This is a genomic window from Rheinheimera baltica, assembly GCF_030731985.1.
GTDB lineage: Bacteria > Pseudomonadota > Gammaproteobacteria > Enterobacterales > Alteromonadaceae > Alishewanella > Alishewanella baltica.
This window is the reverse complement of the sequence record NZ_JAPJDY010000009.1, coordinates 56,315-82,024: the sequence shown is the minus strand read 5'-3', so window position 1 is coordinate 82,024 and position 25,710 is coordinate 56,315. Positions and strand designations below refer to the sequence as shown.

The window sequence follows — 25,710 nt, the reverse complement described above, 5'->3', positions numbered from 1 at the left end:
AATAATTGCAACTTATTTGTTACTTTTTGGTGAAATTCAAAATCAAAAATCTACAGCTACTAAAGAACTATGAACCTATAGGGTCAGATCCAATTGTTACGAGCCTGTTTAGTGCGCAGCCAGTTAGCGCTAAAGCTCAGGGCTAGTACACCTGAGCAGATCCAGCCCGGCTGACTTAGTCGTAGCTGTAACACCGCATATCGAGTTAAAAAATATACACAGCTTTACCGACAATATTTTGCTCAGGCACAAAGCCCCAATATCTGCTGTCCAAACTATTATCGCGATTATCACCCATCACAAAATAATGTCCGGCAGGCACCAGCCACTCACCCGAGCGCATCCCCTGCTGACGGAAGTAATGTTGTATAAAGTCGGGTTTAGCAGTGTTCTGCTGGATTTGATACTTTTGCCTGTCCAGTGTCTCCTGATATTGTGAAATCTCACTCTCAGCTGCCTTATCCAATTCCACATTATCAATCAGTTCGTATTCTAAGCATCCATCGCATGCTCTGGTCAGATATAGGCGTTTATGTAGGTAGTATATTTTATCTCCCGGACCTGCTATTACCCGCTTGATGAAGTCTGTTGTTTCATTTTCGGGCTTTCTAAACACGACTATGTCACCACGTTGCACTGTCGCGGTTGATTTAGTTTGCAACACAGGTATTCCAGCATAAGAATAGTTACCAAAACCATGCTTACTAACCACGACATGATCTCCGGGATTTAACGCCGGGCTCATTGATGCTGCGGGAATAGAGTACACGTCATAAAAGAAGGTTTTGGTAACAACCACTGACGAGTAAACCGCGATGACACTGAGCAACGTTGTCCACCATTTTGCCCACCAGCTTCTTTTTTGTGAAACATCATAGTTAGCGCTAAGGATATACGCATGTATGGCACAAGCGATAGTAATGGCGTATGGCCAATACTGCGCTTTGCCACCTTCTGAAAATAGTGCCGCGCTTATTGGATACTGCGTAAGAAAAATGCAGCCCAGTGTCAAAGCGATATAAAAGAAAAAATAGCGTGGCCGGTTTACGTATAAAAATACAAAGGGTTGAAACAGCAATCCAAACAATAAGGCAATCCAGCTATTAGGTTTCCATTCTGTATACACATTACTTCCTTAAAAAACGCCGAATCTGAAAAACTACAATTATCTGAACCCTCAGGCTCAAACTCTTAGTGCCAGATATTGCCGTTTGCCTGGCTGTTCCAGCTAGCCCCGGATCAGGTTAGTTAACCTTAAATTTGTTGTTACATTTACCGAAATACCAAACTTGGTCAAGGCTTTATTTGCTGCAAAAGCTAAGGGCGCATTAATGGCCCCTACAAGTGTTTTTGCCATGAGAGTTACTCCTGTCATTGTGGCACTGAGGGATGTTTAACGACATCGTGCGACAGATGCCCTGGCTTTAACAAACTTCATGGCTTCCAATAAGCGTGCTGACGCTTTGGCATTTTTGGCGCGCTTAAATGCGGCAGCTGAAAAGTGAGGCACTTTTTGCAGTTGATTACATTCTGTATCAGGTTTTGCGATTGCCTTGTTGTTGGTCATATCTTCACCTCTAAGAGCCGAAATAATAGCATTGCCTGTATAAAACCTGTACCCCTCAATCTATTTCGTTGTACCAGCGAACTAGCAAATAATGCCTAATACATAGCTTTACCTGCCTAAAACCCAGGCGACAAAAAAATAATTAAAAAAGTTTGTCACACTTCCCTTAGTTGCCGTGTCTTGGTTATGAAGCTGGTTAAACACACTCACTAATATTTAAAGGACACTACTATGACTCAGTTAAACAACAACACCAATACCACTAACCGTTTAGCAAAAAAACCAACCTTAACTACCGATCTGGTGCTAACTACTTTTGCCTTGGTTGTTTTTATGCAGGCAGCCACTTTTAGCTCTGGCTGGTTTTTGCCTGTTGCTACCTACATAATTGCTGTAGCAGCCTTGTTCGCCACTATCAACCGCCACAGCTTTAACCCGGTAAGTAAACTATGGCTTACTGCTATCAATGCGCTGGGCTGTACAGGATTAGTCGCTTCGCTATGGTTTAGCGGCAAAATGGCCGTGCTGTTTTAACGGCGAAACGCAGTAAGATAGCGGTTGTAATAAAAGCGCGTAGGGTTAGGTCTTGAATCTTTTGCCAAACTCCTAACTGAAACAGGTTAGTTAATCTTAAACTTCCTGTTACATTTGACGAAAAACCAAACTTGGTCAAGGTTTTAAATCAACCCAGCTTCGGCTTTATCTGCGCAGGACAAGCAAACTGCTGTGCGTTGTCGCCCAAAAAGCTGCCGCTGCTTAAAAAATGTAGTACCTGGTCAATAACCTTTTGCCGTTTCATTAAAAACGGGTGCGACACATCCACCGTTACCAGCGCGCACATGCCTTGTACTTTGGTGTTTTCAACCGACACCTTGCCATCATCCGGGTTAGGCAAAAACGTTGATAGTATTAGGTTTATAGAGCTGGTACCGGCGATAACACCCAATTCAAAACTTACCGGTCCCAGTTGTTTGGGGATATCTTGCGCGCCGGTACCTAGCTGCATACCAGCCGGGCCATTAAACGCTTCAAAACCCGGTACATCTTTTAAATTATCGACCACTTGGCTACCCTGATTGGGCGGCCCCATCATTACTACCCGGCCTAAATCGGCAATAACGTTATCCTGCGTATACTGGCGAAGCAAAATACCGCCCATAGAATGGGTAACAAAATGAATAACACGGCTTTGCTTTGCGCGACACTGTGCAAGGGCTGGCGCAATAGCCATTGGTGCTAAAACTTCAATGGCATGCTCGCGTGAGGGGTAATCGACATTCACGCTATGGTAGCCCGCTGCATCAAGTGCCTGCTGCATGGTTTCCATTGCACTAGCGCTGCGTGCCAAGCCATGCAATAACACAACGCAGTCTTTAGCTACTGTGTTAAATGACATAAGCAGCACAAAGGCTGACAGTATTACTCGCATGCTATTCCTTAAGTTGTCAAAAGCTGAGCAAAGTTAACGCTTGGCTTATTCCTGGTTGTGTAAATAAAGCGTACCATTGGCTTTTATCGTGTTTAACCATTGCTCTGATATCGCCGTTGCCTGTTCAACTTCCTCGGCTGTAAACTCTGGCAACGCGCGTTGCTGAAACCAGTTGTAGCGGTTGTAAAGATCAGTATCATCGGTGAGCTCCATAATCATCTGGTTAAACGCATAGGCTTGTAAGCGGCCATCTTTACCAACAGTTTGAGCATAATGTAGTTGCGACAATTTTATCAGCGCTTTAATACTTCCATGCTGCGCTGCAGACAATAAAAAGTCGACTTGCTGTTGAATATAGCCAATACGCTTAGCGACATAAGCGTTTCTTTCAAGCTTGGCATAACCCGCTGCATGCATATATTGCTCTGGTGTTATTAACGCTACTGCTTCTTGTGCGGGCACAAAGCCGTTGCTTGCAGCCATTTCCAGATAAGCATAAAACTGGTTACGTTGCTGTTTATCAACACCCAAGCAAAATTCATAGCGCTCGGCATTTTCGGCAGCGGCCTCACCATTATCGTTAAATTGGTAAGCCTGCTGCAGTCGCTCAGCCAGTTCGGCGTCATCATGCGGTACAAAGTAACAATTGCGCAGGTTCATTCCCAACACATAGGCTGCTGTAGTGTCGCCCTGCTCTGCAGCCAGTTCTAAACGATTAAAGTGGGACAACAGATTATTATCCAGGCTCCAGTCTGGTCTTGTCATAATCACCAGTTGGCCATCATTCTCCGCAGGGGATACAACAGATTTGTCGTTGTTAAATGTATCGTGATCCGCCGTGATATGTTTAGTCGGCGGCTCAATAAGGTTGTCTTGCACTAAATGCGGTTTAACAATTTCAGTATTAAACAGCCCTGTGCGGTCATAGTTGCTCGCCAGCCATAAAGCAACCACAGCTATTAGCAAAAGAAGTGTAATGAGCGCTTTCACTAGCTGATTTCAGCTTTTATTGATGCAGGCTGCATAATTGACCTCTTTTTTAATGCCTATTCATTTACCGACCAGCGGATAAAAATAACCTGCGCGCTATCGGCGCTACTAAGCTGCACGCTTCCGGTTTCATTACTCAGGCTAAGCGTATGCTGCTCTTGCAGGCTAACGCGCTTAACACCAACTTCAGCATCAACGGTACCACTTGCCACGTAGATCACGGTTTGCGAACTCAATGGCAACGTCCGCGCAGCTTAGCTAATCGTAAATACTTGCAACTTGGCTTTTTGCTTTCATTTTACGTCCTATTAGGTTGATGTCCGTACGCGTAATATTATAACCATTGAAAGTAAAAAACTTAAACCAGCCAAACGGCGGTATAAATTGCCCCAAACCAGATAACACTGCCCGATCTAACTGCATGAATTCGTCTTTTACAAACAAACGTGTAGGCACCAACATAGACAGGCTTTTTTAAGCCAAGTACACTAAGGCTGGTTCTGATTGATATTCAAGGTGATACGAGTGACTAAAGAAACGCTATCTGAACAACAACTAGCGGCAATAAAAAGCGACTTCGACTTTTTTGATCGGGACGGCAATGGCCAAATTGATATAGCCGAGTTTATCGAGTTACTTACGGCTCTGGCGCCTAAAACCAAAGTGAGTCATGTGGATGAAGGCTTTAAACTTATCGACACAAACAATGACGGCTTTATCGATTTTGCTGAGTTTCTAACATGGTGGCAAGATTGTTGGTGGGAATATTAATAACACCGTGATGTCGCAACAAGGGCGCACAATGCGCCCTGGGTAATACAAACCAGTGACAGGCATACCAGCCCAAACAACTCTGGGTAAGTTATCTACAACATACTTTTTAATACCTTGTCTTTGCGAATAAAGTGATGATGCAAAGCGGCGCTAATATGCAACATCACAATGCCAATTAGCGCAATGGCTAACAAAGAATGCAATTCACGAAACAAAGCATAGTTGTGAATATCGACATTAAGTGCCGCCGGTAGCCGAAACCAGCCAAATACATCAATGGGCCTGGCGCCAAAGTACTGCATCAGATAGCCAGAAACCGGCATAGCAAACATTAAGCCGTACAATAACCAATGTGACAACCGTGCCGCAGTTTTCTGCCATTGGGTTAGCTCGTCAGGCAAAGCGGGTATGCGCTGGGAAAGCCGGTTGATAAAGCGGGCACTGACCAACAGCACCGCAATAACACCAAACACTTTATGCACGGTTAGTACCGTTAGCTGCCAGCCGTCCAGCGATGCAACCATTAACAAACCGGCCGTTAACATAGCGAGAATTAATGCTGCCATACCCCAGTGAAACAAGCGCATTGATAATGAAAAACGTTCGGAATTAGTCATTTTTCGGCTCCTTAAAGGCACCGGTTAACTGCTCGGTGGCCCGACGGCGGTAAGACTCGGCATAAGCCGACGAACGAGCCCGCAAGATGGGATCAGCCGTTGCTTCGATGCCGGTTGGCAACACCAGTGGGTCAAAGTTAATGGCATGGCACTCGCCTTCCAACTGTGCGCTGGTGCTGTTTATCACTATCTGGCCTGCGGTTATGTCTTGCCGGCTGTCGGGCCAGGCTTTGGTGGCATTGTTCTCATCATCAGCCGCTTCGGCTAGGGTAAACACCCAGTCAAATACCACGTTGCCCGCCAGCACGCGGCTGGCCATTTCGTTTTGCAATACATCAGCTCCCTGCATATCTGTCGCAGCCACAGTAACTGTCGGTTGCATAGCCCAGCGCACAGCCTGGCGCTTGCCATCAGGGTTTATCAAGTAGAAAGCATTAATACTGTTATAGGTTTCAGAGGCAAAGCTACCACTGGCCTCATATTGTGCTGCCCAGGTCAAAAACTCTTTACTTTCAGGGTGTTCAGCAAAAAATTGCTTTATTGCTGCAGGCCCGGCCTGAATAGCCTGTATTTGCTGATAAAACGTATGTGGGTCGGCCACCGCCATCACCGGTGGCGTATTCATCGCCAGCCGCCATTGCTCAGTGCTACTCATAGCAAAACTAAGCGCTAAACTACGTACCGGTGCTTTTAAATCAGGCGCCGTTGGGTTGTTACCGGCAATAGATAAACGGCCGGTAAACGGCATAACGCCGCGCTGAAATACCGTAGCGGTTGAGTAAGCGCTTAACTGACCATTTGAACGAAACTCGCCACTAACACACATGCCTTTAGCATGCGCACGGCGAAAGCCCGGATAAACAGTGTCTCCCTGCTGTAAGTCAACAAATTGCTGTGCTGTCACTTTAGCCGGCAATTCTGTTGCCAAAGCAATAGCCGGCATTAACAGCAGCGCCAAAAATACTTTTTTCATATAGACATTTCTCGATATTTAATGAATCTTCAACTGAAGACAGTAATCATTGCAACTTTAGTGCATTGGCAGCCTAAATGCTGTGTGTAGACATAAGACCCGTGACATAAAGAAAACCTTTCAGATACCCTATGAATCAGCCTTTTAGCATGTGAATACAACCTCCAGCCCCTAGTGGGCGCATAATGTAATGAGGAGAATATAACTCTGTTTCTAAGGCTATTTTTACACGACACCAGTGGGGCTTATAGTTAAGCCATTGCCTAATAACTGCCATTGCACAGCCTGCAAAGGCTGTTAAACTCTGCTTTAACCGGATAAAGCAGCATCACTATGATGTTAGCAGCGCAAAACCTTCTTTAAGCAGGACAGTTATGAGCAAAACCAATAGCGGTGCACAGGCCTATCAGCAACAAGAACAGGGGTACCGTGACAAGGCATTAAAGCTTTACCCCTGGGTGTGCGGCCGCTGCGCGCGTGAGTTTGTGCACTCCAATTTACGCGAACTAACCGTGCACCACATTGACCACAACCACAGCAATAACCCCAGCGATGGCAGCAATTGGGAGCTGTTGTGTATTTATTGTCATGACAATGAACACAATAAATTTCATGAGTTTGTACTGTACGGTGGTACGACCGAGCAAAAAGTGGCTGCGGCGACCCATAACCCGTTTGCGGATTTAAAAGCCATGCTAAATAAGTCGAAATAACGTCTTAGTTTCAGCCCGCTAGTCGCTCAAAATAATTACCACGATAACCAGCAGCGTGGCAGCCCCTAGTTGGGCCAATGTTAATAGCGACAAAAGCGAAGCATCGGTGCTGAGTAAGTGGTTGTAACCTAGTGTCAGTAACGCCGCCAGCATGCTAGCCAACGTAATAACGACGCTGCGACGACGCTGCCACAGCCAAAGCCTGATTGTTTGCCGCAATGTTAGTTTCAACATGAGGTATTGTTCCTGTCCAGCGCATCTCGTGCTTGCTTCATATAGGTTTTAACGCTGCCAAGCGGAATGTTCAGTTTGTCGGCAATTTCACTTTGTGAATAACCATAAAATTCGGTATAGACAAACACCTGCTGTTGAATAGTCGACAAACCGGCCATTAAGGTTTCCACATCTAGATGCTCGGCAGACTTATCAGTATGTGTTAGCGTGTCAGGCTCCGAGGCAAACCAGCGCTGTTTAAGCCGGGTAAAAATATTACCCGAACGCTTAGCTTGCAACATTTCGTTGATAGCAATTCGTAGCAACCAGGTAGAAAATTGCGAATGCTGCGAAAAATGCTGAATATTTAAAAAGGCCTTAACATAGGTTTCCTGCACCAGATCGTCGATATCATGCCGCTGATCGGCCGATTTAAACGCCAAAAAGCCACGTAGCTTACGGTCATGACGACTGAACAACTCATTAAATGCTGCTGTATCACCAGACACCTGAACAATGGCGACCAGCTGTTCAACCGACGCCTGTTTTAACGACACAGCATTAACTTAGCGAGCCTGCTGCCGATCAAGCCGGGCCAGCAGAAAAAATGCCAACCCGAGTAAACCTGGCAAAATAGCAATGCCATTTAGCGCATCGTTTAAATCCAAATTGCCATTTTGCCGGAAATCGGCAAAGTACGAAAATGCCAGAATACTGGCAGACAGCACCAACAGAAAAATGCCCTTACGGATATCGCGGTTAGCAGAAAAGAAATGTAGCGCCACTTCGCGTATGGTTTCCGGCGGCAACGGCGCCTGCTGTTGTAAAGTTCGTTCAACCATTTGCAAAAACAGGCGTTTTTTCTTGTACTTATACAGCAATATTAACCCCATCAGCGCTACAAACGCGCTGAAAACGATAAGAGGCACCAGTATTTCTGCCCATTCTTGTCCGTTCATACTTATATGCTTAATTTCGTTGCCACAATTCAGCACCAAGGTACAGCTGTGCCAGCACTTGTTCAAGCACTGGTGTGGCATTATCGCCATTCATAAAGATGACATAACCATTTTTGCTTTGTGGTGAAAATGCGGCCAGAGTAGACACGCCAGGGTCGCGGCCGCTATGCAGTAACAACGATTGACCGTCAGAAAAACCGCTGAAAATTTCCCAGCCAAGACCAAAATAATGCTTTTGTCCAATATTGACGTGATGCTTTAGCATATCCTGATATATCGAAGGCATTGCCTGCTCTTGCGCCATCACGAACAGCATAAATTTGCTGTAATCCGCTACTGTGCTGATTAAATTTGCAGCCGCATTAGCCTTGTAGTATTTCTCCAGGTCAAACGCCTTGCCGTTGCTGTCATGGTTACGGGCATAGCGTGCCTCATCAACGCCTTGTGACCACCAGAAATGCGTATCAGTCATACCAGCTGGTTCAAACACATATTGCTGCGCTAAAGCTTCAAGTGATTGATTAAATTTATGCTCCAGTGCCCGGCGTAAATATTCAAAACCCTCGCCAGAATACTGATGTTGACTGCCCGGCGTAAACTGAAAGCACAGTATGTTGTCGGCTTCAAGATAACGCCAGTTAGCAAAACCGGTTTGGTGTTTAAGCACGAGCCGCGGCGTAAGTAATTGATGTCGCGGGTCATCTTTAATATCCGGATCTGTCCAATAGGCTGACAACGGCTCATCCAGCTGCAGTTTGCCTGCTGCAACTAAACGCAAGGTAAGCATGGTGACTATCGGTTTAGTCAGCGAAGCCACTTTAAACAGCGTATTTTGCGGTGCTACCGTACCAGGCGTTAGCTCTCCATATACCTGAGTAGACACCAATTTACCGTTTTCAATAATGCCCAGCCCCAGCGCGGGAACTTTATGTTGCTGCAGCAAACGAGTTATTGTCGCATCGAAGTCAGTCTGTTGATGCGGTTCACTGTTTACTGGTGTTTCAGTTTCAGCCGGTTGATGGTCATAGCTGAGCACATTATCCAGCAGCCATTTATTCTCTTGCTTTAACCAAACCGAGGTAAACCGTGCCGTACCGGTGAGCTGATCTGTCTTTCCAGGTTCACGTAAGTAAAACTGATGTTTGCCGTGTTGTACGGCACCATAAAGCACACCGTCCTGGTAAAGCGGAAACGTGGTTAAACTGCCTTCGGTTAACTTACGAATAGGTTTATGCAACGGGTCACCGCACAAATACTGCCGGGTATTCTGCATAAACAGCGCTTTATCCTGTAAGCCACCTAAATCATGATAGAACTTGAGAGCAGGGCTAATGGTGGCATCAAGATAAGCAAAATCACATTCGTTAAAACCGCGTTTAAAAAATTCAGCGTCTTTACGTGCTAACTCCTCATGCAGGGTTATATCTGTTTGGTGTGTTGAGGTTACCGAAACCTTTGTCGCAGTATCGCTAGCGGCGGCAGGTAAGGATGTTGTAGAAAGCAGCACGCCAGCAAAGAATACATGGCGAAGAACAGCGTTTGTAAGCGTCATAATCGTTTCCAGTGAGTTAATCTGAAACTTAGATGCACGCCGGATGTTGTTTGGATTTAATAATGCAAAATATTTTTAAATAAGCAGCGAATTAAATACACTGCCCCGCTATTACTGGCGCCGGGCAATATCCATTAAGCGCTTTGCTTGCAAATTTAGTGCTTGTTTTAACTCTGGTGGTGTAATAACGCTAAAATCAAACGGCAGCTGGCTTAACCACAGAGCCAGGCAATGACAGCTATCGGTGCGAGTGCTTAGCAACAATCCCTCTGGCTGCGGTTTTAACATCGAGGCAGTGGAGCCCATTGCCTGTGCTGCGGTATTTTTATCAGTATGCAGTAATACCTGTACATCCAAATTGCCTGGCATCGCATTCAGGCTGTGGCGAAAATGCTCAGCAGAATTAAAGTTTTCAGGCCGGGTAAAGGTGGTCTCCAATATATTGATATGTTGCAAACGATCTAACCTAAAGGTACGAAGCTCCATGCGTAAATGGCAATAACCGCTCACATACCAGTGGCCACTACGAAACAGCAAGCCATAAGGGTCTACCTGCCGCATCACTGGAGGCTGCTGATAAGCAGCATAAAAAATAGCAACTGAACGTTGCTGCTCCACCGCAACCAGCAGGGGTTCTAATTGCTGTTGCGGGGTGTCGGGGGCCACTTCAGGCAACATTATGTTGATGGTGTCAGCAATAGCTCTGGCTCGGGATTTGAGCCTGGCAGGCATAACGCGTTCCAGTTTCGCCTGAATACTGCTGATAGCGGCTGCGGTATCAGCCAGGCGCAGGTTTTTCGCCGCCAACAAACCCAGCGACAACGCCAGAGTTTCATCATTGGTAAACATCATTGGCGGTAGCTTAAACCCGGCCACAAGCATGTAGCCGCCATCGCAGCCCTGCTCAGTGGTCACAGGTATACCTAAACCTTCCAGCACCTGAATATAACGCCTTACGGTGCGTTTATCGACACCCAGCCGGCTGGCTAATTCAGTACCACTTAAACGGCCATGAGACTGCAACAACTCAAGCAAACTGAGCACACGGATAGTCGGGCCACTCATCGGGCTTCTCTGTTAGGCATTGGCTATTCCTAATGACTGCTGATATGACAAATAACCAAAATATAACCGAAATCTAGGACGGATTCTGTCCTAATTAGGATTTATTGTGCTGGTAGCAAAAAACAAACAGCAACAACCTCAATCAACGATAAGGAATGACAACAGATGAAACCGCTTACGTTATATACCAACCCCAACTCGCGTGGCCGTATTGTTCGCTGGCTGCTGGAAGAGCTTAACGTGCCTTACGACATTAAGGTGCTGCAGTATGGCGATGAGATAAAAGCCGCCGACTATCTGGCGCTTAATTCTATGGGCAAAGTACCGGCCATTACTCACGGTGAGGTAGTGGTAACCGAAACCGCCGCTATATGTGCTTATTTGGCAGACCAGTTTGCCGACAGACAATTAGCCCCTGCCCTGGATAGCGCTGAGCGCGGTACTTATTACCGCTGGTTATTCTTCGCTGCCGGGCCATTAGAAATGGCCACCAGCGCCAAAGCGTTTAACTGGCGCCTGGATGCCGACAATGCTCAGTCGGTTGGCTGTGGTTTGTATCAGGATACGCTAAATACGCTGGAAAGTGCTTTAACCCAAAGCCTGTATATCTGTGGTCAACAATTCACTGCCGCTGATGTGTATGTAGGCAGCCATATTCATTGGGGCTTGATGTTTAATACGCTGGAATCACGACCGGCCTTTACCGAGTACGTGCAACGACTACAAGCACGCAAAGCGGCCATTCGGGCTAACGAGTTGGATGATGCGTTGCTAACAACTTAAGCCGTTCTTAATCATCTAAGGTTTACAACAAAACAGGACTGGGCACTTTTAAAACAGAAAGGGTCGCTCACATGCTGTGATGCGACCCTTATTAATAACATTTGCGTTAAACGCTACTTCAGTTAGCGCTAGTTAGCACTGCAAAATAGTTTATTTCGACAATATTTTTTTGCGCATCACGAAACCGAACAAACCCAGCATCATAACCGCAAAAGAAGACGGCTCAGGTACTGAAGCTGTTGTAGAACTGATGGCTAACGCATGATTCCCCCAGGACGACGTGGTTAAATTGTTACCGAATGCTGAGATGTTACCATTTAGACTAGATATATCAGTACGTTGCCAATAAAAATTCGTTCCGTTTAGCGTATTCTGAGACGAAATCCCAATAAAGTATCTACCTGCATTTAGCATCAATCCAGCAACATTAAAGTCAAATCGCAAAATATCAGCAAACTGTGAATTATTGTGATTAAAACCCGTATCTGAAACATTAAACGCTGTAACTAACGCATCAAACACCACGTCGCTAGCGTTCGCTGATGAACGAATTTGAATTCTGAAATCAAAAGATGCTGGCTGAACACCTGAGGTCCAATAACCTCCCCACATAGTGATTTCCTGAACATTAGCAGCATCTAATATAGTGAAATCATCAAATATAGAGGACGATCCTTGTGAAAAATTTGCGCCTGTTATGATATTTGCTGGATTAAATGACTGATCGACAATTAAACCTGCGTTGGCATTCCCACCGAAAACAATAAACGCTAACAACAAAAGGGTTTTCTTTAAATTCATTATTATCTCTTTAATAGTTATTATCGGTATTGCTTAAGCAAAAAACGCGCCTAAATTATTGTCATTAACAATCATATAATTAGAAACAAATGAAGGGTCATAATAGATTATGTGTAAATTTTACTGACACTTATTGGACTGGTTACACTGACGCACAAGAAATAAAACAATAAACACCAGTTAAATCTAAACGTTAAGCCCAAATTTTTGAGGGCTATACGATGGCTGACGCGACTTAGTTAGTGTTTTGCTAGTAGCAAAGCTTCATCAATTGCAATAAACCGGCTGGCGGCGTTGCGAAGTGCCAGTGCAGTTAAACCCTCAACGCCATAAACCTCTACTTCGGTTTCATACTTTGTAATCAGTTTTTGCGCCAGCAAGTCAAAGTCACCATCGCCCGATGCCAGTACGAGTAAGTCACTGTACTGGCCGTATTCAATGGCATCCAACGTTATACCCACATCCCAGTCACCTTTTGCGCTACCATCCGCACGCTGAATAAAGGGTTTAAGTTTTACTTCAAAGCCAATGGCACGGAGGATATTCTGAAACTGGCGCTGCTTCTCATCGCCACGATCAATCGCGTAGGCAATGGCTTTTACAACAGTGCGTCCGTCAGTAACCTGGCGCCAAAAGGCGTTATAATCAAAATTGCGCTGAAACGCCTCTCGGCTGGTGTAGTAGATATTTTGAACATCTACCAGGATAGTAACACGGGTCATGGTAAGTCTCTGTTGAGTAATAGCGACCAAACTAACCGCCAAATCTCAGTGGTGCAAGGGCTTTATCACCCTAAGTTACTGCAAATTCGCACTTTACTTGCTTTAGTCTACTATCAATAAATAACAACTATAGATGACAGGTTAATATTGCAGGTGAATTGTTTGTGCTTGAGTTCTCCATGTCTGGTGTGAGCACGCTATTGTGATAGTGCTATATTCGGTTTGTACACTGGGCTTTTGGCAAAAAAAATGGAGCTTAGCCGTTTTGGCTTGGCTACTGGGGTTATTAGCGACGCTACCCCCAGCGCAAGCAGATGACAACAAAACACCAGACTCAGCAACAGTACTTACTTATTGTGTGGACCCTGACTGGATGCCTTATGAGGCAATAGATGATGGTGTACACGTCGGTATTTCCGCGGATTACATCGCATTAATTGCCGAAAAAACGGGCTTAACGTTTAAACTAATACCTACCCGCTCCTGGCTTGAAACACTGCAATTGCTGAGAAATGGCGACTGCATGTTATCGCCATTGTTAAACCAGTCAACAGAACGCGAACAATACCTACAATTTTCTGACGTCTATTTTCGCTCCCCCAATGTGCTGGTATCTCTTAGACAGCAACCCTTTTTACAAAGTATGGCAAATATTGGCACTCGCTCTTTGGCCGTGCCTAAAGGCTACCGTTTAATTGAGTACATAAAGCGCCACTACCCTGAAACCAGGATACATGAAGTAGAAAATGAACCTGCAGGGTTAAAGGCCGTCGCCGAGGGTGATGCGGATTTATTTATTGGTTCGTTATATTCAATTAATGGCCAAATTCAACAAGAATCTTTATATCAGTTAAAAGTGGCAGGTTGGCTTGAGCTGGAAGATAAACTTAGAATTGGCGTGTCTTTACCTTATCAAGCCGTATTACCGCAACTTAACGAAGCACTGGGCACCATAACAGAAGCAGAACATATTGCCATTTACCAAAAATGGACACGTATTAAAGTGATGGATATTACAAATTATCAGTTGATGTGGCAACTAGGCGCAGTGGCCATTGCCATTATCCTACTGTTAACGGCATGGAACTACCGAAGCCGCTATTTTTATCGTCGACTACAGGAGAAGAATCAACAGCTCGAGCATACTAGAGCCGAGCTAGAATCTGCCATCCAAGAGCTGGAGTTTTTGTCCACTCACGACCCGCTCACCCGGTTATACAACAGAAACTTCTTTGACAAGACCATCAGTGTAACGCAGCAACGGGCAGCACAACATGCACAAGACTTTAGCCTGGTGCTAATTGATATCGACTTTTTTAAACAGATAAACGACAACCACGGGCATATTACCGGCGATGCCATTTTACGTGAGCTGGCTGAAATTCTTCGTGCACAAATACGCGAACAAGATCAAGTAGCCCGTTGGGGCGGCGAAGAGTTCGTTATTTTTTGTCAACATACAAAAGCAGACGTAGCCAAAGCTTTGTGCGACAGAATAGCCAGTGCCATAAAGCAGTACAACTTCAGCAATAATATTAGTTTAAGCTGCAGCTTTGGTATTGCCGAACAACAGCCTGACGAACACTTACTGCAATGCTTTGAGCGCGCTGACAAGGCGCTATATCACGCTAAGCAGGCTGGTAGAAACCAGGTGTGTTTGGCATAACATAGCAAAAATCAGCTTGAACTATCTGCTTGGAGGACGGACAAACCGCATACATAATTCAATTAATTACATTAGAGCTAATTCAAAAAACCGATTAACACGATAGGCTAAATTGGCTTTCGCAGTGTGTTCTTCAGGTCTATAGTCTAGGCACTACCAAAGTGGGACATACGGTTCCCCTAGTCCCCTCATTGCAAGGAGTAAGATATGGACAATAACAACAACTCAGCCGGCAAATGCCCGGTGATGCACGGCGGTAACACCAGTATTGGTAACAGCGGTACAAAAAACATGGACTGGTGGCCTAATCAGCTCAACCTGAAAATTTTGCATCAAAACGATACTAAATCAAACCCGCTGGGTGAGAATTTCAACTACGTCGATGCGTTTAATAGCCTCGATTTAGCGGCTGTTAAACAAGATCTTACGCATGTCATGACTGACTCACAAGATTGGTGGCCGGCAGATTATGGCCATTATGGCCCCTTTATGATTCGTATGGCCTGGCACGCAGCAGGTACTTATCGCACCGCCGATGGTAGAGGGGGTGCCTCTACCGGCAACCAACGTTTTGCTCCGCTAAATAGCTGGCCAGACAATGGTAATCTGGATAAAGCTCGTCGACTGTTATGGCCGGTTAAACAAAAATATGGCAACAAATTATCCTGGGCAGATTTATTTATTCTGGCGGGTAACGTGGCGCTGGAATCAATGGGCTTTAAAACCTTTGGTTTTGGTGGCGGCCGCACTGATATTTGGGAGCCGGAAGAAGATATTTATTGGGGTGCTGAAACAGAATGGTTAGCCACTAGCGATAAAGCGAACAGCCGTTATTCGGGCGACCGTGATTTAGAAAACCCGCTGGCAGCAGTACAAATGGGCCTGATTTACGTCAACCCCGAAGGCCCGGATGGCAAACCCGACCCATTAGCTTCAGGCCGTGATGTGCGCGAAACCTTTGCCCGCATGGCAATGAACGACTACGAAACTGTCGCTCTTACCGCTGGCGGCCATACCTTTGGCAAAGCACACGGCGCGGGAGATGCCGCGCACGTTGGCGTAGAACCTGAAGCAGGTGCTATTGAAGATATGGGTTTTGGCTGGTTAAGCAGTTATAAAAGCGGTAAAGGCCGCGACACCATTACCAGTGGTATCGAAGGCGCATGGACGCCAACCCCAACACAGTGGGATAACAGCTACTTTGATGTACTTTTTGGCTACGACTGGGAATTGACCAAAAGCCCGGCTGGCGCGCACCAATGGGCGGCAAAAAATCTGGCCAACAAAGATCATGCGCCAGATGCTGAAGATGCCAACATCAAAGTTAACATCATGATGACTACCGCCGATATGGCTATGCGTGAAGACCCGGAATACCGCAAAATATCGACGCATTTTCATAATAACCCGGCAGAGTTCGCCGACGCCTTTGCCCGTGCCTGGTTTAAACTAACACACCGTGACATGGGGCCTAAAGCAAGATATTTAGGGCCTGAAGTGCCAGCTGAAGATTTAGTTTGGCAAGATCCGGTGCCCGCAGTTGACCACGAGCTAATTAACGCCAGCGATATTGCGCAGTTAAAGAAAACAATAATGTTGTCCGATTTAACTATTGCAGAGCTGGTGTACACCGCCTGGTCTTCGGCATCTACCTTTCGTGGTTCAGACAACCGTGGAGGTGCCAATGGAGCCCGTATTCGTTTGGCGCCACAAAAAGAGTGGCAGGTAAACCAACCTGAGCAATTACAAAAAGTGCTTAAAGTATTGGAGCGTATGCAACACAGTTTTAATGCAGCGCAATCTGGTAACAAAAAAATATCCCTGGCCGATATCATTGTATTAGCTGGCGCTGCCGCCATTGAAAAAGCCGCTAAACACGCTGGTGTTGCTATTGACGTACCGTTTACGCCAGGACGCACCGATGCCAGCGACGAGCAAACCGATGCTGAGTCTTTTGACGTGTTACAGCCCATTGCTGACGGCTTTAGAAACTACCTGCCCAAACGCTACAGCGTATCAGCAGAGGAATTGTTATTAGACAAAGCACAGCTTTTAACATTAACTGCGCCAGAAATGACCGTATTGGTTGGTGGTATGCGGGTGCTAAATGCAAACTATGGCAACACTGCACATGGCGTATTCACCCAAACTCCGGGCACATTGAATAATGACTTCTTTGTAAACCTGTTGGATATGAATACGCAGTGGACGCCAGATGCAAAAGACGCACAAACGTTTACCGGCCGGGACCGTAAAACCGGACAAGTAAAATGGCAGGCAAGCCGGGTGGATTTGATATTTGGTTCTAACTCACAGCTAAGGGCTATTGCCGAGGTGTATGGTTCTGGCGATGCAAAAGCAAAATTTGTTTGTGATTTTGTCTCAGCCTGGAACAAAGTCATGAACGCCGACCGATTTGATGTGAAATAGCCGTTAAGCGTGCAAAATAATCACACGGGCACTATTACAGTGCCCGTTTTTATTGAGCCAAGGCCGCAAAACGCCCTTGCAGTAACTGACATAAATCTGTCGCGGCCAATTCAATTTCCAGCCCGCGCCGCCCTGCACTGACATAAATAGTGCCGTACTGCTGCGCTGAGTTGTCTATTACCGTAGGCAAACGTTTCTTTTGTCCCAGCGGACTTACCCCGCCAAGCACATAGCCGCTTGAGCGCATCACATCATGCGCGTTAGCCATCTCGGCTTTTTTTGCGCCCAAGGCTTTGGCCATCAACTTCATATTGAGTTGCTGACTTACCGGCAACACCGCAACCGCCAGCTGTTTACCATCAAGCTGCACGACCAGGGTTTTAAACACCTGCTCAGGCGCTAAACCAAGCTTTTCTGACGCCTCTAAACCATAAGATGCTGCTGCCGCATCATGCTGATATTGATGCACCTGATAGGCGATACCTTGCTGTTTAGCCAAATCAATTGCCGGGGTCATCGTCTACTCCTTTTATAGGTATGTTTAAGCTATGACACGTCTTAATCGCTAAGTAAACTACACTTAAAGCACATCTGAATAATTCTCACATCTTGCCATTGACAAAAGCGAGAGCATCGAACAGAATACAAACAAGAGACATATAAGACATTTAGGTCCTTGGCGACAATAACACTTTTCACGAATTAAAAGTCTCACGCTGTACAAGGTGAAACCAGTAAGACTTAACCTTGGTAACGGCATAGCGACGACATTGCAAAAACTTAATCAATTAAGGCAGCGGTGTATGTGTTGGTCCATTGTTATCATTTATACATAGGTATTTATTATGAAATTCCGTTCTCGGGTAATGTCGTTGGTTATAGGTGCAGTGTTAGTGCCATTAACGCTGTCGCTATTTGTTAACACTTTATCGACCATTACTGAAATAGAACACGAAAATGAACAACGGCTGATTTCGATACGAGATATTAAAAAAGCACAGCTTGAATCACAGTTGGTTAGTGTCAAAGATAATTTATATGCTATTGCCGATGTTATTGAGGCGGACTTTGAAAATGTCACGTCGGATAAAATGCATAAGTTACTGAACAAACTCAATAGTGAATTACATTTTTACGACATTTTTGTTATATCACCCTCTGGTGATGTTATTTACACTGCTGCCCGCGAGGCAGATTATCAAACTAACCTGGCGAATGGGCCATTCAAAAATAGTGGCTTAGGTAAATTGTTTAGCGATTTACAATACAGTGACAAAGAGTTTGCTTCAGCAGACTTTGCGCCTTATGCACCGTCAAATAATGCTCCGGCCGCTTTTGTTGGTGTGCCAAAAATTATTGCCGGGGAACGTTGGATAATTGCAACACAGTTCTCTATCGATAGCATTAATGCCTTAATGCAACTTCGCACTGGTATGGGCAGAACCGGTGAAACGTATTTAATTGGTCCAGATAAACGCATGCGCTCAGACTCGTATCTTGACCCTATCGGCCACTCTATTTCCGCCTCTTTCACTGGCACAGTAACTAAAAATGGAGTTGATACACAGGCATCAGATGCCGTACTACAAGGTAAAACACGGGTAGAAGAGGTTATTGACTACAATAATAACCCGGTTTTGTCAGCCTACACCCCAGTGGATTTTTTTGGTGTTACCTGGGGCTTATTAGCAGAAATAGATATAGCAGAAATTAATGAGCCCATTAATCAATTACTCATAATTAGCTTGTTTGAGCTTTTTATCGCCATTGCCGTTGCCTGTATTATTGGTTGGTATGTGTCTCGCACCGTTATGCGACCTCTTGGTGGGGAACCGTCGGAAATGCAGCATATGATGCAACAGGTTGCAAAAGGTGACCTAACCTTAGATATCAATGATGCAGCACCAACCAGCTTGCGCGGAGCGCTAAATAACCTGATTCATAACTTGCGCAATATGATGCAGCAAATGGGCGTAACTTCAGAGCAACTAGCTGCAACGGCGGAAGAGCTCAGCACCGTAACAAATACTACTGAGCAAAACTTAACTCGACAAGCGTCAGAGCTCGATACCATTGTTACCGCAGTAAATCAAATGGCGGTAACCGTGAAAGAAGTCTCTGCGCGCTCGTCTGACGTTGCCAATGAGGTAAGTGATGCGCACCAAGCCAGCCAAAACAGCATGAAGGAGCTGGAGCATTCGGAACAGCTCACTGAAAAACTTAGCCTGCAAATTGAAGCAAGCCATTTAAGCATGAATGCCTTGGCCGACAATATTTCAGGTATTACCTCATTACTTGATGTTATTCGTGGCGTAGCGGAGCAAACTAATTTACTGGCACTTAATGCTGCCATTGAAGCTGCCAGAGCAGGTGAGTCTGGCCGTGGCTTTGCCGTGGTTGCCGATGAAGTAAGAAACCTTGCTCGTCGTACCCAAGAATCAACACATTTAATTGAAAAGGTGATTGCAGATGTCTCGACCCAATCTGCTAATGCAGTCAGTCAATTTAATGACTCGCTGCTCGGTGCTGACGAAACTAAACAGAGCATCAATATTGTTGCTAAAAGCATTCGGGAAATTGTTAATGCCGTAAACAATGTAAATCAGCAAATATTATCTGTGAGTGCTGCAACAGAGCAACAAGCAACGGTAGCAGCATCTATAGATGAAAGTCTGGTGAGCTTGCGTGATATTGGACAGCAGAATCTGGAAGGCTCGCATGAAACCAGTTCGTCTAGTCGCCAGGTGGCAGAAGTTGCCGAAAGCTTAAACAGCATGATTAAACAATTTAAATTGGCTTAAACACGCAAAGTTACGCACCTAATTACCGGGTTAGTTTTAAATGCAATAAAGCAGCACCAGATTATGGCACTGCAATGTCGGTTCTGCTTTATTGCACTTGTTATTGCATCAGCTCTTTTTCGGTGCGGGCGGTGTCACACTAATACGCTCCATATCCGCTTGCACTACATCCAATTCAAAATCTAGCTGTACTAGCTGTGCTTTATGCTCGATACCTGTAGCCGTATATTGCCACTGCTGTAATGCACGTATCGCTTCCTTATCAAAAACCTGCTCCGGATAGGACTTTATCACGCTGGCATTAATCACTTTTCCTTGCGCATCCACATCAAATTTAACTTGTACATATCCTGAAATACCTTGCTCTGCCGCCTGCGTTGGATAACGCGGCTCAATGCGCGTAACCGCAGTTAGCTGTTGCGTTTTACTAACGCCGGCCAAAACCGGTTGTTGTAGCAATAATGTAGCGCCAATCACCAGCGCCACGGCGCCAAGCACTATAGCTTTACTTAAACCCTGCTGCCGTTGTAATTGCATAATACGTTGTTTCATCGTGTTAAAGTCTCCGTAATGATGAGTAAGCGGCCACCAGTATGATGGCGATTGTTGTGTACTGCTTAGTAAGGCGTAACCATAAGCAATTCTTTCTGCCTTGCTGGCATCTTGGGTCACCAACGCATCACAGGCCAATTCCTGAGCATTGCGATAATCACGATATGCCAGCCACACCAGCGGGTTAAACCAAAACAGGCTGACTAAAGCAAGCGCAAGGTAATTCAGGTGCAAGTCGCCTCGGCGCCAATGCGTTAGCTCATGCTGCAAAATAAGCTTTTGCTGGGAAGCATCAAAGCGACGAAAAAAGTCATTGGGAAGCAAAATACGGGGTGTAGTTAAACCGGTGATATATGGCCCTGAGTTAGAATCTGCCTGGCGACAATTAACGGAAACAGTGCTAATTTTTACCGGCTTAGCGCGGTTAAACAAGGCGCTGCTGCTTATATAGCTCAGTAGCAACCAACCAATGCAAAGCATAACACCGGAAAACCAGAGCCAAAATAGCCAGTTACTGCTTTGTACCGTGTCCGAAAGTTGTTGCATGCCCACCTGATAGCGCTTAATGGCAGCGGTATCAATACTGACAGGCAATAAGGGTAACAACAGTATTGCCAGCAAAAAGACCGGTACTACCGCCCACAGCGCATAAACCGTTCGGGCGCCAAACAGGTTAAGCAACCATCTTTGTACCGCCAGCAACAGCAACAATAATAGCGATAACGGCAGTGTCAGTTGTAGCAGGAAATCAGTCATGATTTTGCTCCTGCTCCCAGTCTGCAATAAGTTGCTTTAGCTGCTGTACATCATCAGGTTTAAGCTTGTTTTGGCTGGCGAACCCCGCCACCAAGGGGGCAACTTTGCCAGCGAAAAGACGATCGACAAAAGAACGGCTTTGTTGCAGCTGATAATCCTGCTCGGTTATTAACGGATAATACAAATAGGCGCGGCCATCTTTATTAAACCCCAGGGCACCTTTGCTTACCAAGCGGTTTAGCAACGTCTTAACGGTTTTCTCATGCCAGTCGTTATCATCGCCAAGCCCTGCTATAACGTCATTGGCGCTAATAGGCTGTCGCTGCCACACCACCTGCATAACACTTAACTCTGCATTGCTTATTTCAATCATAAGTTTTATTCACTGATTACATCTGTAATACACATACTATTACAGATGTAATCAACATACACAAGCTTTCCTCAGTACTTTTTTCGCTATTTTCCCACTAAAACATAACAACAATGACTGAACACGCTAGTATCGTTACACTAACTGCATCTACAGGAGAAGGAATAACAAACCATGACAAGTTGGCAAATGGCCGGTTTCTTGTTGACTGTGGCACTTATGCTCTATCACTACCCTCGTGAGTTTTTTCCTAAACTTAAACAAGAAACCGATTATCAGCATCTGGTTTTAGCCTCTGCGGTCGCTTTATCATTATTTTGGAGCATACAAGCGGGGATAAAAGAGGGCTTAAACCTGCATTTTCTGCTGGTAACTACGCTAGTGCTAAGCCATGGTTGGCGTATTGCAATCTGGATTTGCCTGCTACCTACTGTGCTGTTAGTTGGCTTTGGCAAACTACCCTGGCAGGATAGCGGTTTATTTATGCTAGTCAGTATCATATTGCCCGCTTTATTCAGCTATCTGCTGTTTTTAGCTAGCTACCGTTATTTAAGCCGACACTTATTCGTATATATTTTTGTCGCTGGCTTTATCGCCGCCGCACTTACCATAGTGTTACAAATTAGTTTGACTTCGCTATGGTTTGGCTTGGAGGGCCGGTACAGTTGGACTGAAATAATAGACAATTACTGGCAACTGGCACTATTAATCTGGTTTCCTGAAGCATTATTAAATGGCAGTGCCATCACCCTGATGGCGATATACCGACCTCATTGGCTGCGTACCTTTTACGACCGGGAATATTTGGCAGCGGATAAGTAAAAGCCTGGCGATTTGCCAGGCTTTCAAGGGTATCACCGCGAATTACGCAGATTCTGTATCCAGTTCACTGTCATCTTGAGCTGCAAGCTTATCTTTGCTGTGATCTTTAGCAATTAGCATGTACACCGAAGGCAGCACAAACAAAGTAAATATGGTACCAATAGCCATTCCAAGCACCAGTACAATACCAATAGAATTACGTGCTCCAGCACCGGCACCTGTGGCAAATATCAGCGGCGTATGGCCTGCAATGGTTGCCAGACTGGTCATCATTACCGGACGTAAGCGCAGTACTGAAGCTTCACGTATCGCATCCAACTTGGCTTTGCCCTGCTCTTGCAACTTATTGGCAAATTCCACTACCAAAATTCCGTTTCGGGCAATCAGACCAATTAAGGTTACCAGGCCTACTTGCGAGTAAATATTTAACGTGCTGGTAAATGCGTCGGTAAAATGCGGCATCGGCGCCGGTATTTTTAAAAAGGTAAAGACCAAGGCACCAAATAACGCCATTGGTACTGAACCCAGCAAAATAACCATAGGGTCACGAAAGCTATTGTACTGTGCTGCCAGCACCAAAAAGATCATCGTGATAGCCAATAAGAACGCTGGCAAGAAGGTATTGCCCTCGCGCTTTAACTGCCGCGACTCACCCGTATAATCAATCGAGTAACTGGCAGGCAGTATTTTCTTCGCTTCAGTTTCCAGATATTGCAGCGTTTCATCTAACGGTTTAATGGTAACACCGCTAATTTTAACCGCATTAAGCTGTTGCATACGGTTGATACTGCGCGGCACTGTGCTGTGGCTTAAGCTGGCTATTTGATCGACGCGGATCATTTCTCCCGCCGGCCCCGTAATATACAACTCCAGCAGGCTATCAGGTGTTAAACGCTCACTGCGTTTTACTTGCGGTATAACTTTGTAACTCTGTCCAGCCATATTAAAACGGTTAACATAGCCGCCGCCTAGCAACGTGCCCAAATCGCTAACCACATCACGCATATTCAGGCCTAAATCAGCCACTTTTTCGCGGTCAATGTTCAGCAGATACTCGGGCTGATCAACCTTCATATCGATTAGCTGAAACGGAAAGATGCCACTTTCACGCATCACTTTTTCCAGCTGTAAGGCGTAGTCGTATATTTCCTTCGAGTTTGCGGTAGAAGAGATTACAAATTCAACCGGGAAATTCCCACCACCCGGTAAGGCAGGCGGCGTAATAGGTAAAATACGTACCCCTGCAATCGCAGACAGTTTTTGCTGCACCTCAGGCATCATTTCAAATACCGTGCGCTCGCGCTCATCCCATGGCTTGGTAACCATGCCGCCAAACCCCCCGGTTGGAAAGGTTATTTGAAAGGTAAAGTCGGTCTCTTCTACCGACATAAAGGCTTCGTTTACCGCCTTACCGTAGAAAGAAGACTGATCAACCGTTGAGTTTGCCGGTGAGTCAACAATACCGAAAATAACCCCTTGATCTTCCGTTGGTGCCAGCTCTTTTGGTGACATGCTATAAAGCGGCACGCAAAGCGCACTGATGCCAATCCAGAACACGTAAACGCCAATACGGTTATTCAGGCTTTTATCTAACTGCCGGCTGTAAAAATGCTTAAAGCGGTTAAAAATACCATCCAGTGGCGCTTTTAAACTGCTATGCGGTTTAAGCATTTTCGACGCCATCATTGGCGACAATGTAATAGCCACAATAGCCGAAATAGTTACCGCTCCGGCCAGTGTAATGGCAAATTCACGGAACAAGGTGCCGGTTAAGCCGCCCTGCAAACCAATAGGCACATAAACAGAAACCAGGGTCACTGTCATCGCAATAATAGGCCCGCCGAGTTCTCTCGCTGCTACCAATGCGGCTTTAAACGGTTTTAAGCCATCTTGTATATGGCGCTCAATGTTCTCTACCATTACGATGGCATCGTCCACCACCAAGCCCACGCTTAGTACAATGGATAACAAGGTAAGCAGGTTTAACGAGAAACCAAACACCTTCATCACAAATACCGCACCAATCAGTGATAAAGGTATGGCTACTAACGGGATTAATACTGAGCGGCTAAAGCCCAGAAATAAGAAAATAACAATGACTATAATCAGTAACGTTTCAGCCAGTGTTTTAAGCACGTCATCAATGGCTGCCTGAATGTATTTGGTAGCATCGTAAGACACTTCGCCGGTGAGACCGGAGGGTAACTCCGCCTGGATCAGCGCCATCTCTTCTGTAACGGCTTTAATTACATCCAGGGAGTTAGCTGTGGGTGAAACAAACACCCCCATAAATACCGCGGTCTCGCCAGAGTAGTTAACGTTGGTATTGTAATCGTCAGCCCCTAATGCAATGTCTGCCACATCTGCAAGCCGAACTACACCGTCATCATTCTGGCGCAGCACTATGCGCCTGAATTCATCAACGGTTTTCATGTCTGTGTTGGCGCGCAAATTAACCTGGGTATAGGCGCCACGCGTCTGGCCTATAGCCGCCTGCACATTGTTATCGCTTAATGCTTTGCGAACATCAGAGGCCGTTACCTTAAACGCAGCCATTTGCTCAGGCTTCAACCAAATTCGCATGGCAAAAGTACGGCCACCTAGAATATCGGCTTTTTGCACACCAGCAATCGCAATTAAACGCGGCTGTACCGAACGGCTCAAAAATTCAGTAATTTGGTTTTGTTCAAGAATATCCGAAGAAAAACTCAAATAAGCCGAGGCAAACTGGCTATCTGCAGCTTCAACCGCAATAGACGGTAACTCAGATTCTGGTGGCAGTTCGCCCCGCACCTGATTAACCTTGGCACTTATTTCCGTCATCGCTTTAAGTGGGTCGTAGTTCAGCTGTAAATGAGCTGTGACTGTAGACACACCCATAGTGCTTTGCGACTCGATGTAATCAATACCGCCTGCAGAAGCAATAGCGCGCTCTATGGGTGTGGTAATAAAGCCCCGTACCAGCTCGGCATTGGCGCCAATGTACACGGTGGTAATTTTAATCACAGCAATATCCGAACGCGGATACTGTCGCACGGTCATATCGCTCATCGACTGGAAACCGGCTAATAAAATCAACAGGCTTACTACGATGGCAAGTACCGGTTTTCTAATAAAAATATCGGTAAATTTCATAATTATCTCAATACGTT

The 25,710-nt window shown here is 45.6% G+C and carries 27 protein-coding genes; 8 read left to right on the top strand and 19 right to left on the bottom strand.

The annotated features are described in order from the left end of the window. Positions 1 to 205: 205 nt before the first annotated feature. From lepB to ORJ00_RS15295, 3 genes are all read right to left on the bottom strand, one after another. Positions 206 to 1,126 (bottom strand): signal peptidase I, encoded by a 921-nt coding sequence (gene lepB / locus ORJ00_RS15305; RefSeq protein ID WP_306140275.1) that lies wholly within the window; start codon positions 1,124 to 1,126, stop codon positions 206 to 208. Between the two features lie 102 nt (positions 1,127 to 1,228). Continuing rightward, positions 1,229 to 1,357, bottom strand: coding sequence for a hypothetical protein (locus ORJ00_RS15300; RefSeq protein ID WP_306125444.1), 129 nt, complete (start codon positions 1,355 to 1,357; stop codon positions 1,229 to 1,231). Between the two features lie 36 nt (positions 1,358 to 1,393). Further along, the gene (locus ORJ00_RS15295) at positions 1,394 to 1,567 is read right to left on the bottom strand and encodes a hypothetical protein (protein ID WP_306140274.1); all 174 of its coding nucleotides are present in this window, start codon (positions 1,565 to 1,567) and stop codon (positions 1,394 to 1,396) included. 231 nt (positions 1,568 to 1,798) lie between these two features. On the opposite strand from ORJ00_RS15295, the gene ORJ00_RS15290 reads away from it, so the two are divergent. Further along, on the top strand, positions 1,799 to 2,101 hold the full coding sequence (locus ORJ00_RS15290; RefSeq protein WP_306137099.1) for a hypothetical protein: 303 nt from the start codon (positions 1,799 to 1,801) through the stop codon (positions 2,099 to 2,101). Positions 2,102 to 2,249: 148 nt separating this feature from the next. Here the strand turns inward: ORJ00_RS15290 and ORJ00_RS15285 are convergent, their stop codons facing one another. From ORJ00_RS15285 to ORJ00_RS15275, 3 genes are read right to left on the bottom strand one after another with little or no spacing between them, the layout of a single operon-like run. Continuing rightward, on the bottom strand, positions 2,250 to 2,996 hold the full coding sequence (locus tag ORJ00_RS15285; protein ID WP_306125440.1) for an esterase/lipase family protein: 747 nt from the start codon (positions 2,994 to 2,996) through the stop codon (positions 2,250 to 2,252). A gap of 45 nt (positions 2,997 to 3,041) precedes the next feature. Next, positions 3,042 to 3,986 carry an SEL1-like repeat protein gene (locus ORJ00_RS15280; RefSeq protein WP_306125439.1) on the bottom strand — a complete coding sequence of 315 codons (945 nt, stop codon included), beginning with the start codon at positions 3,984 to 3,986 and terminating at the stop codon, positions 3,042 to 3,044. 56 nt (positions 3,987 to 4,042) lie between these two features. Then, positions 4,043 to 4,222 (bottom strand): hypothetical protein, encoded by a 180-nt coding sequence (locus tag ORJ00_RS15275; RefSeq protein ID WP_306125438.1) that lies wholly within the window; start codon positions 4,220 to 4,222, stop codon positions 4,043 to 4,045. A 289-nt stretch (positions 4,223 to 4,511) separates the two neighbouring features. Here ORJ00_RS15275 and ORJ00_RS15270 point away from each other — a divergent pair, with 289 nt between their 5' ends. After that, positions 4,512 to 4,757 carry an EF-hand domain-containing protein gene (locus ORJ00_RS15270; RefSeq protein WP_305975969.1) on the top strand — a complete coding sequence of 82 codons (246 nt, stop codon included), beginning with the start codon at positions 4,512 to 4,514 and terminating at the stop codon, positions 4,755 to 4,757. Positions 4,758 to 4,852: 95 nt separating this feature from the next. Here ORJ00_RS15270 and ORJ00_RS15265 read toward each other — a convergent pair whose 3' ends face one another. Then, on the bottom strand, positions 4,853 to 5,377 hold the full coding sequence (locus tag ORJ00_RS15265; RefSeq protein WP_306125437.1) for a cytochrome b: 525 nt from the start codon (positions 5,375 to 5,377) through the stop codon (positions 4,853 to 4,855). Then, positions 5,370 to 6,350 carry a catalase family peroxidase gene (locus tag ORJ00_RS15260; RefSeq protein WP_306140273.1) on the bottom strand — a complete coding sequence of 327 codons (981 nt, stop codon included), beginning with the start codon at positions 6,348 to 6,350 and terminating at the stop codon, positions 5,370 to 5,372. Before ORJ00_RS15260 ends, ORJ00_RS15265 begins: the two co-directional genes overlap by 8 nt. Before the next feature lie 374 nt (positions 6,351 to 6,724). On the opposite strand from ORJ00_RS15260, the gene ORJ00_RS15255 reads away from it, so the two are divergent. Next, positions 6,725 to 7,063, top strand: a complete 339-nt coding sequence (locus tag ORJ00_RS15255) for a YajD family HNH nuclease (protein WP_306125435.1) — start codon at positions 6,725 to 6,727, stop codon at positions 7,061 to 7,063. An 18-nt stretch (positions 7,064 to 7,081) separates the two neighbouring features. Here ORJ00_RS15255 and ORJ00_RS15250 read toward each other — a convergent pair whose 3' ends face one another. From ORJ00_RS15250 to ORJ00_RS15230, 5 genes are all read right to left on the bottom strand, one after another. Next, entirely contained in the window at positions 7,082 to 7,297 is a 216-nt protein-coding gene (locus tag ORJ00_RS15250; RefSeq protein WP_027672855.1) for a hypothetical protein, read from the bottom strand. Continuing rightward, a complete protein-coding gene (locus tag ORJ00_RS15245; RefSeq protein ID WP_305975977.1) occupies positions 7,291 to 7,833 on the bottom strand; it encodes an RNA polymerase sigma factor in 543 nt (180 codons plus the stop codon). Before ORJ00_RS15245 ends, ORJ00_RS15250 begins: the two co-directional genes overlap by 7 nt. Positions 7,834 to 7,842: 9 nt before the next feature. Continuing rightward, entirely contained in the window at positions 7,843 to 8,235 is a 393-nt protein-coding gene (locus ORJ00_RS15240; protein WP_027672854.1) for a DUF6249 domain-containing protein, read from the bottom strand. 10 nt (positions 8,236 to 8,245) lie between these two features. After that, positions 8,246 to 9,787, bottom strand: coding sequence for a serine hydrolase domain-containing protein (locus ORJ00_RS15235; RefSeq protein ID WP_306140272.1), 1,542 nt, complete (start codon positions 9,785 to 9,787; stop codon positions 8,246 to 8,248). A gap of 111 nt (positions 9,788 to 9,898) precedes the next feature. Further along, entirely contained in the window at positions 9,899 to 10,852 is a 954-nt protein-coding gene (locus tag ORJ00_RS15230) for a helix-turn-helix transcriptional regulator (protein ID WP_306140271.1), read from the bottom strand. 165 nt (positions 10,853 to 11,017) lie between these two features. Here ORJ00_RS15230 and ORJ00_RS15225 point away from each other — a divergent pair, with 165 nt between their 5' ends. Next, positions 11,018 to 11,635 carry a glutathione S-transferase family protein gene (locus ORJ00_RS15225; RefSeq protein WP_306125432.1) on the top strand — a complete coding sequence of 206 codons (618 nt, stop codon included), beginning with the start codon at positions 11,018 to 11,020 and terminating at the stop codon, positions 11,633 to 11,635. Between the two features lie 150 nt (positions 11,636 to 11,785). Here ORJ00_RS15225 and ORJ00_RS15220 read toward each other — a convergent pair whose 3' ends face one another. Both ORJ00_RS15220 and ORJ00_RS15215 read right to left on the bottom strand, forming a co-directional pair. Further along, positions 11,786 to 12,436, bottom strand: coding sequence for a PEP-CTERM sorting domain-containing protein (locus tag ORJ00_RS15220; RefSeq protein WP_306140270.1), 651 nt, complete (start codon positions 12,434 to 12,436; stop codon positions 11,786 to 11,788). A 239-nt stretch (positions 12,437 to 12,675) separates the two neighbouring features. Then, positions 12,676 to 13,158, bottom strand: a complete 483-nt coding sequence (locus ORJ00_RS15215) for an NYN domain-containing protein (RefSeq protein ID WP_306125430.1) — start codon at positions 13,156 to 13,158, stop codon at positions 12,676 to 12,678. Positions 13,159 to 13,423: 265 nt separating this feature from the next. Between ORJ00_RS15215 and ORJ00_RS15210 the strand changes: the two genes are divergently transcribed. Together ORJ00_RS15210 and katG are read left to right on the top strand one after the other, a co-directional pair. Further along, positions 13,424 to 14,824: a diguanylate cyclase gene (locus ORJ00_RS15210; RefSeq protein ID WP_306140269.1), complete on the top strand. Its 1,401-nt coding sequence runs from the start codon at positions 13,424 to 13,426 to the stop codon at positions 14,822 to 14,824. Positions 14,825 to 15,031: 207 nt separating this feature from the next. Further along, on the top strand, positions 15,032 to 17,254 hold the full coding sequence (katG, locus tag ORJ00_RS15205; protein ID WP_306140268.1) for a catalase/peroxidase HPI: 2,223 nt from the start codon (positions 15,032 to 15,034) through the stop codon (positions 17,252 to 17,254). 49 nt (positions 17,255 to 17,303) lie between these two features. On the opposite strand, the gene ybaK is transcribed toward katG, so the two are convergent. Then, a complete protein-coding gene (gene ybaK, locus ORJ00_RS15200; RefSeq protein WP_306140267.1) occupies positions 17,304 to 17,771 on the bottom strand; it encodes a Cys-tRNA(Pro) deacylase in 468 nt (155 codons plus the stop codon). 328 nt (positions 17,772 to 18,099) lie between these two features. Between ybaK and ORJ00_RS15195 the strand changes: the two genes are divergently transcribed. After that, on the top strand, positions 18,100 to 20,055 hold the full coding sequence (locus ORJ00_RS15195) for a methyl-accepting chemotaxis protein (protein ID WP_305975998.1): 1,956 nt from the start codon (positions 18,100 to 18,102) through the stop codon (positions 20,053 to 20,055). Positions 20,056 to 20,163: 108 nt separating this feature from the next. On the opposite strand, the gene ORJ00_RS15190 is transcribed toward ORJ00_RS15195, so the two are convergent. Both ORJ00_RS15190 and ORJ00_RS15185 read right to left on the bottom strand, forming a co-directional pair. Continuing rightward, complete coding sequence (locus tag ORJ00_RS15190) at positions 20,164 to 21,363, bottom strand: M56 family metallopeptidase (protein ID WP_306140266.1); 1,200 nt, start codon at positions 21,361 to 21,363, stop codon at positions 20,164 to 20,166. Beyond that, positions 21,356 to 21,736, bottom strand: a complete 381-nt coding sequence (locus ORJ00_RS15185; protein WP_306140264.1) for a BlaI/MecI/CopY family transcriptional regulator — start codon at positions 21,734 to 21,736, stop codon at positions 21,356 to 21,358. The genes ORJ00_RS15190 and ORJ00_RS15185 overlap by 8 nt, the downstream gene beginning before the upstream one ends. Before the next feature lie 174 nt (positions 21,737 to 21,910). Here ORJ00_RS15185 and ORJ00_RS15180 point away from each other — a divergent pair, with 174 nt between their 5' ends. Beyond that, entirely contained in the window at positions 21,911 to 22,558 is a 648-nt protein-coding gene (locus ORJ00_RS15180; RefSeq protein ID WP_305976002.1) for an energy-coupling factor ABC transporter permease, read from the top strand. 42 nt (positions 22,559 to 22,600) lie between these two features. Here the strand turns inward: ORJ00_RS15180 and ORJ00_RS15175 are convergent, their stop codons facing one another. Beyond that, on the bottom strand, positions 22,601 to 25,693 hold the full coding sequence (locus tag ORJ00_RS15175) for an efflux RND transporter permease subunit (protein ID WP_306140263.1): 3,093 nt from the start codon (positions 25,691 to 25,693) through the stop codon (positions 22,601 to 22,603). Between the last annotated feature and the right edge of the window lie 17 nt (positions 25,694 to 25,710).